Source organism: Oleiphilus sp. HI0123 (assembly GCF_001635315.1).
In genome coordinates, this window is sequence record NZ_LWGE01000367.1 from 1 (window position 1) to 907 (window position 907).

The window sequence follows — 907 nt, forward strand, 5'->3', positions numbered from 1 at the left end:
AGTCGCGGCGATTGATTCATAATGTTCTCAGTGTTTAGAAATAAGACGGACCTTCCGAGCAATCTTGAGTTCGAACAAATAATACTTGAACTCCCAGAAGAACAGCGCTCAATAGATAGAGATAAAACAGACCTGATTATCGGCGTACCACAGACCGAACATAATGGTTATAAAGTGTTGGACGGTATTCCCAGGGAATGTACTTCTGTTTCAATTTTGCTTGGAGGAAAAAGTTTTCATATTTTGGAAGCTCTTGTTAAGTCTGGCTTACCTCAACAGCTCCGTTCAATATGTATAGGTCACTGCGACTATACTCCTCCTGGATCTTCATTTAATTATGAAAAAGCTATAGAAATCTTGTCTGGAACTAGCTTTCCTCTTTTAGAGCATCTGTCACTAGGTATTGATGAATTGTATTGTAATCGTGATGGTTGGGCTCCAAGTTTACTTGGCGATTTAACAAGCTTACTTGAGAGTCTACATTCAGTCGAATCACTCGTTATTCATGGTAATTTTAGACTAGATAGGCCAATACTTTTCAAAAGACTGCGCAATCTTGAAATCATAACGAGTGATGGCGAACCGTTAACCTCTAAGACTCATGACAATCTATTGACGTCCGGTTTTAGCGTATTGGAAGATGCTTGGTTGAGCCTAGGGGGAAGTAATATTAGCAGCTACACTTTTCCAGATATTTTTATAAATGCAGAAAATCTGCCTCATATCAAAAGACTCGAGATCGATGGGATGTATAGCTGCGGCCAGCTAAAAAGGTTTAGAGAAAGCAAACTGTGCAACAAATCGGGTATCAAAGTTTTTAGTGAAGAGTTGGAAGAAAATCTTAATGATTCTAGCTGTTGACGTTGACTATAAAAACGATACGGGATTAATCGGTGGTGTTATTTTT

At 38.7% G+C, this 907-nt stretch carries 1 protein-coding gene; it reads left to right on the forward strand.

Annotated features, from left to right (window positions below; all coding sequences use genetic code 11):
• Positions 1-21 precede the first annotated feature (21 nt).
• Positions 22-861 carry a hypothetical protein gene (locus A3761_RS03490; protein WP_068739579.1) on the forward strand — a complete coding sequence of 280 codons (840 nt, stop codon included), beginning with the start codon at positions 22-24 and terminating at the stop codon, positions 859-861.
• The last annotated feature ends 46 nt before the right edge of the window (positions 862-907 follow it).

Coding starts and splice junctions, on each gene's coding strand:
- A3761_RS03490 (WP_068739579.1), top strand. CDS start 22: ATGTTCTCAGTGTTTAGAAATAAGACGGACCTTCCGAGCAATCTTGAG.